This is a genomic window from Areca yellow leaf disease phytoplasma (assembly GCF_041920595.1).
Genome location: NZ_CP169277.1, coordinates 342492 through 348669, shown reverse-complemented (window position 1 = coordinate 348669; position 6178 = coordinate 342492). Strand labels below are relative to the sequence as shown.

At 27.5% G+C, this 6178-nt stretch carries 5 protein-coding genes and 1 pseudogene; 4 read left to right on the top strand and 2 right to left on the bottom strand.

The features are described from left to right. Positions 1-1011 precede the first annotated feature (1011 nt). The gene (locus ACEW7V_RS02010) at positions 1012-1560 is read left to right on the top strand and encodes a DNA topoisomerase (RefSeq protein WP_374695292.1); all 549 of its coding nucleotides are present in this window, start codon (positions 1012-1014) and stop codon (positions 1558-1560) included. After that, a complete protein-coding gene (locus tag ACEW7V_RS02005; protein WP_374695759.1) occupies positions 1467-1865 on the top strand; it encodes a topoisomerase DNA-binding C4 zinc finger domain-containing protein in 399 nt (132 codons plus the stop codon). Before ACEW7V_RS02010 ends, ACEW7V_RS02005 begins: the two co-directional genes overlap by 94 nt. 239 nt (positions 1866-2104) lie before the next feature. On the opposite strand, the gene ACEW7V_RS02000 is transcribed toward ACEW7V_RS02005, so the two are convergent. Further along, positions 2105-2377: a hypothetical protein gene (locus ACEW7V_RS02000; protein ID WP_374695291.1), complete on the bottom strand. Its 273-nt coding sequence runs from the start codon at positions 2375-2377 to the stop codon at positions 2105-2107. A 75-nt stretch (positions 2378-2452) separates the two neighbouring features. Beyond that, the gene (locus tag ACEW7V_RS01995; protein ID WP_374695290.1) at positions 2453-2941 is read right to left on the bottom strand and encodes a hypothetical protein; all 489 of its coding nucleotides are present in this window, start codon (positions 2939-2941) and stop codon (positions 2453-2455) included. 1555 nt (positions 2942-4496) lie between these two features. Here ACEW7V_RS01995 and ACEW7V_RS01990 point away from each other — a divergent pair. Both ACEW7V_RS01990 and ACEW7V_RS01985 read left to right on the top strand, forming a co-directional pair. Next, complete coding sequence (locus ACEW7V_RS01990) at positions 4497-4676, top strand: 6-phosphofructokinase (protein ID WP_374695289.1); 180 nt, start codon at positions 4497-4499, stop codon at positions 4674-4676. 200 nt (positions 4677-4876) lie between these two features. Continuing rightward, positions 4877-5164, top strand: a pseudogene (locus tag ACEW7V_RS01985) (6-phosphofructokinase). Positions 5165-6178: the final 1014 nt, after the last annotated feature.

Here is a 6178-nt window from a genome sequence, read left to right as displayed (position 1 = left end):
TGCATTGCTTGTACAATAATGTATATGGATTTGCCAATTATTAATTAATATACATGTTTTATTTTGTATATATAAATTAAAAGAGTTAACCAAAAAGTTTTAAATAAATTCATAAATTAAAAGACTATCAATCGATAGTTTTGGTTATATAAATAACTTGAAAATATTGCAAATATGAAATAAATTTCATGTTTCATCGAAACTAGTTTTTACCTTAACAATACTTTACATTTAGAAGTGACTGCAACCTAAAAATTACATCTCTCAACTTTTTTTTGATGAGCTAAAAGGAGCGCCAAATATAACCACATTTGATCAATTATGATTTGTTTCAGAACTTGATTTTCTGTTGTTCACATTTACATCTAGAAAGGACGTAACCTAAAAATTACATATCCTTGATGAGCAAGTGAGCTGCTGTATAAATTACATGTCGGTTTCGATATTCGCCTTCTAATTTGATCATTATTTGATGTTTGAGTTGTCATAATAATTTTATTTCATTAACTATCCTTTGTTTAATATCAATAATTTGTTTGAAAAATAATTTGGGTGCTTTTACAGTCAAAATCTCCTGTTCGGTGGAATAAAACGTTTTCTCTATTAAATCAACATAAATTCTTTTGAGATGGGGGTCGATTTGAGAGTGTATATCTTCCATTTAGTTTTCCCAAGTTTTAACAAAAAGATTAGTAATTTTTGCAATTCTGGATTTTTGCATGAAAGCCATTTGATTGAAGAAGGAATAATTTGTCTATGCTCCGCAAAATTTTGATATTATCGAAAGCATCAACCTTCAGTTAAAAAAGATGGTTTTCAACTCAAAAATCCTGGCCTGGAAATATGGCAGGTGTCATTAAAAGAAGCTCGAAAGTCTTTTGATAAATACGAAAATAAACTCTATAAACTTATTTATCAAAGAACTTTGGCTTCTTTAATGACACTCTGCCATATTTCAAAAAAAACCAAGTTTTTTTTGAAGTTGAAAAACCATCTTTTTTAACTGAAGGTTTGATAAAAACTTCTGATGGCTATCAAAAAATTTTGCAAGATGGCACCAAAGACAAAATTATTCCTTCCTTTAAATTAAATGAAACTTATTTGCCTCAAGAAATCCAAAATTTACAAAAATTTACTAATCCTCCAGCGCGCTTTTCTGAATCCACTTTGATTAAAACTTTAGAAAAACTAAATATTGGAAGGCCTTCTACTTACTCTCAAATCATTTTTACCCTCAAAAAAAGAATTTATGTTGATTTAGTAGAAAAACGTTTTGTTCCTACCGAACAAGGAATTTTGACTGCTAAAAACTTAGAATTGTTTTTCAAACAAATTATTGATGTTAAATATACTGCTAAAATGGAAGAAAATTTAGATAAAATATCTTCAGGATTAGTTAATAATAAAGAATTATTGCAAGAATTTTATGATGCTTTCAAACAACTTTATCAAATAGCTGATCAAAAATTAGAAAAACCAAAAGATATCGAAACCGATCAAAATGTAATTTATGCAACGCTCCTTTACTCATCAAAAAGGGACGCTATGGTAATTTTTTAGGTTGCAGTCGCTTTCCTGAATGTAAAAATATTGTTTCTTTAAAAGAAAAATCAAGTTCTGTAGAAACAAATCCTTCTATGAAAACCGATCAAAAATGTAATTTATGCAACGCTCCTTTTGCTCATCAAAAAGGACGCTATGGTAATTTTTTAGGTTGCAGTCGCTTTCCTAAATGTAAAAATATTGTTAAAATTAAAAAACTTAAGTTTTTTTCTGATGAAAAACATAAAAAATTTATTTCATATTTACAATATTTTCAAGTTATTTATATAACAAAAAAACTATCGATTGATAGTCTTTTTTAATTTATGAATTTATTTAAAACTTTTTGGTTGCTTTTCTTTTTTAATTTATATACAAAACGAACACATACAAAAACCATAAACATTAACATAATGAAATTAGCACTGAAATTGGCAAATCCATATACATTATTTATTTTAATGCTTGTTTTTTTTCATTCCAAACCAAACATTTCTAAAGAAATAAAGGGCAGGTATTCTGAAAAGAAAAAACACGACCAAAACTTAACAACAAAATGTATTTAGGTTTTAGCTGCAATTAAGAAAGTAGAAAAACTTCTAGTGGAAGTAGTTAATAGACCAGTTGTTAAAAGAGCACCCAACAAAAAGGACTTAAATTCTGGGTTTTTGCATAAGAACATATCTAATGTCATTTGGTCTTTTTTTTCTTTTTGCCTAAATTTTTTAAAAAATAAGCATAAATCATCACCAAAACCAAGCCCACAATATTCTTTAGGAGCACAAATTAAATAAGTAACTGCAAATACTAAAAAACAACAAATAGAACCAAGCATTAAAGTTTTAATTGCTCTTTTGTTATTTTTGTTCCCTAAGTTTTTCCAGAAACAATCATTGAAATTGTCCTTCTTTTAACGAAAGCTTGATATTTGAGCTAATAAAGTAATAATGCTATCAGCAACTCCAATTGCACCTAAGCCGCCCAAACCTTTAAATTCGAAAGGAGTTCCAGCTAAAAATGGTTTATCAAATGTGCTATCTACCATAAATAAGGTAAACATTCTTCCGCCTTCATAAATAAATTTGCCTATTGTTAAAGTAATACTTAATTTCAAAATAGTTTTAAGTAATTTTTGTCTTGAAAAAAAAGTTTTAAAGAAAAATCGCCTAAACTTAAAAATAAAGGATTTTTTTTTTGTTAAAAAGAGTGAAAAAAAGCAACTATTGTAATAAATAAATAAGCAATACATGAAGCTGTTTGCAAACCTAAAACATTGGGACTCAACGCTTCTAAACCAATGACTTTGATGCCAAAACATAAAGTACTTAATCCAATTTTTAAACCCATCATAATACAGTTTAGAACCAAAATTTTTTAAGTTTTCCCAAAATTCTTTCAATTCCTAAAGAAAAACATTAACAATGGTAGTACCTTTGTTGTAATCTAAAAGCGTTAATGCAAGATTTTTTTCCTCAGTTGTTATCGCCTTTGGTACTCCGTTAATTACTTTTCCTTTAAAAAGACTACAAATAGAGACTGGAAAAACCAATCATAACACAAGCTACAACCAAACTTACTATGAGCCAACAAAAACAAAAACTTTAGATATATTTTACGAGCTTTTAAGATTTGACATTTTTATTTTTACCCACTTCGTATAGAAATTAATGAAACTCCTGTAATTCCTAAACAAACTCCTACTGCTTCTACAATGCTTTGAGCGGATTTGGAAAATTGAATGTAGCTTTAAGGTTGCTCCGTACAGACCAACTCCAAAAAAAGTATCAACACTACCGAACAAGCTTTAAAAACATTAAAAACAATAATAGGCAAAGAAATAATCCATAAAGCTTTTAATAAGTTTCCTCCAAAACAAGCCTACTTATTTTATCTTTTTTTATTAATTACTTTGTTTTTCGCTCTTCATTTATTTAAAAAACCCTTCCTTTTGATTTGAAGTTAATTGATAAATTATTATATTTATTTTTATTGCATTTGTTTTGCAAAAAAAGTATAAATTAAAAAACAAATGGCATTTATTTTTTGCAGTTTTAAAAGTGTTTGTTTGTATCTTTTTGTCAAGGTAAAAATTAATTATTTTTCAAACAAATATTTTTGCCTTTATTTTAAGGATTTTTAATTAAGGATTTTTAAAGGTTTTTAAAAAAGATTTTAGGTTTAATTGGTTAAAGTTTTTGTTTTCTTTTAGCAAGCATTTGATGAAAAAACATAACAAAAAAATGCTTATTAAATCTAAAATAACTTCAAATTGTTTTCTTAACTACTCTTTAAGTATAACATATAAAAAATAAGTGTTAATATTTTTGCTACTCCCAAAGATAAAAACAACTAAAAGGAAACCCAACCAAAAAGTTAATAAATTATTCCAAAAAACAACTTCATTATTTTTTTGCAAACTTATTTTTCAATTGTTTTATTTATTTTAGCCAATAAATATTTGTTGCAATATTTTGTTTTATTTTGCGAAAAAGCCCCCAATATCACAAAAATTTTTACAAAAGAGAAAAAAAATAATGCGTTTTAATTGCAATATTTGATTAAATCGTATACAATTTAAATGTAGCTGTTAATAAATCAAAAAAATTCTAAGACTAGCATAAAAAGTTTTTTCATAAAAATTTTCATAAAAAAGATTAGTTAGTTTTTTGGAAATACCTAAAAATTTACTTAAAATAATAATTTATAATTTGGATAAAGACACAAAAAAGACAGTTAAAACAAAAACCAAACTAATCATATTATATTTTATTATTTTTTAAACGCTTTGGAACTTTCAAGTACACTATTTTTTACTTATTAACATTTAACAACTATTTATTTCATTTATTTTAATTTTGACTCGCGCACGCGGATTTATTAAAAAACATTCATCAAACTAATCATTTAACAATATTTACAATATTTCAAAAATATAAAGGAGACTTAATTTTAAAATGAAAAATGAAAACCAAAAAGCAAAAACAACAACAAAAGAAAACAAAAAAATTGCTGTGTTAACTTCAGGCGGCGACGCTCCTGGAATGAATGCAGCTATTCGTGCTGTAGTTTTTAAAAGCGCTAAACAAGGATTTGAAGTTTTCGGCGTAAAGATAGTTATTTTAGGACTTTTTTAATAACAAAAATCAGAATCTTAAATCCTCAAACATTTCCTGTGTTGCTTAATTTGTCTGGTACTTTTTTGGGAACTGCTCGTTTTTTAGATTTTCAAAATAATTTAGATGTTCATAAACATTGTGCATAAATTTAAAAAATTTTAGGAATTGATAAATTAGTTGCAATTGGTGGTGATGGTTCTTATAAAGGAGCATCCAAATTGCACGAACTTGGCATCAAATGCGTAGGACTGCCAGCCACCATTGACAATGATATTTGTGCCACTGATTTTACTATTGGATTTAGCAAGTACTGCTCTCAATAATATTGTAGATGCTATCGAAAATTGCGCGATACTTCTGTTTCTCACAACCGATGCAGTATTATTGAAGTGATGGGACGCCACAAAGGGGATTTGGCTTTATTTGGTGGATTTGAAAGGCAGGAGCAGACGTTATTGTTACTCGCGAAAATCTTTTATCCCAAAAACTATTTGCCAAAAAATTAAATCTTTGCGCCAAGCAAACCAAAGACATGCTATTGTAGTTGTCGCTGAACACATTGATGTTGCAAGCTTAGCCAAAGAGGTAGAAAATTACAGTGGTTCTGAAACTGAGCCCAAGCCGGGGACACATTCAAAGAGGTGGTAAACCAACTGCAGAAGATCTAGTCCTTGCTTTTAGAATGGGAAGTTATGCCGTTTTTATTGCAACAAAACATTTTTAATTGTGCTGTTGGCACTTGCGGACTTAATTTGCATTATTAATTACTTTTGGTGATCTTTTTTGAAAAACTTATGAAAAAATGAATTATTTAATGTAGTAGCTAAATTGCTGTAAATGATTGTAGGTAACAAAATATTGTATTTATCAAAATTAATTTTTGTACTTCCAAATCCCAAACCCCAAATAAATTAAAATTGATTTTGATATAAATACTAAAAAAACGGAGTATATTTATGTCTACTGAAAAAAATCATTTGCCACGCCCTTCCAAACCTGCCAACCAAACCCCGCGTTTTAAGAAAAATAAAAATAATGCTTTTGGCAAACCAAAATTATTAAATAAAAATTAATACAATACTGAAAAACATTTAAAAATATTTAAACATTTAATAATGAGAATAAAATATTTAATAAATTATAACTAAAAAGCACCAAATAATAAATAATAAAAGGAGTAAAATTACACAATGTTGAAATTAAACCTTGAAGGGATTTATAATTTTAGATTGGTACAATTATGCCCAAACTTTTGCCCCTCAAATCAAAGTCATACACCGTAAATTACATCAAGACCAACAACTAAAAGAAATTATTTGGGTTGGTTAGAACTACCCTTACATTTTGATTTCCAAGAACTGGAAAAATGAAACAACTAAAAATTCACCCCAATTTAGATGTTTTTAGTAGTAATTGGCATTGGAGGCTCTTATTTCATGCCAAAGCAGGAATTGAATTTTTGCAAAACGCCCTTTAAAAAATCACAGAAATTCTTTTTGCAGTGTCATCAAGCATCATAA

Coding starts and splice junctions, on each gene's coding strand:
- ACEW7V_RS02000 (WP_374695291.1), bottom strand. CDS start 2,377: ATGCTTGGTTCTATTTGTTGTTTTTTAGTATTTGCAGTTACTTATTTA.
- ACEW7V_RS01990 (WP_374695289.1), top strand. CDS start 4,497: ATGAAAAATGAAAACCAAAAAGCAAAAACAACAACAAAAGAAAACAAA.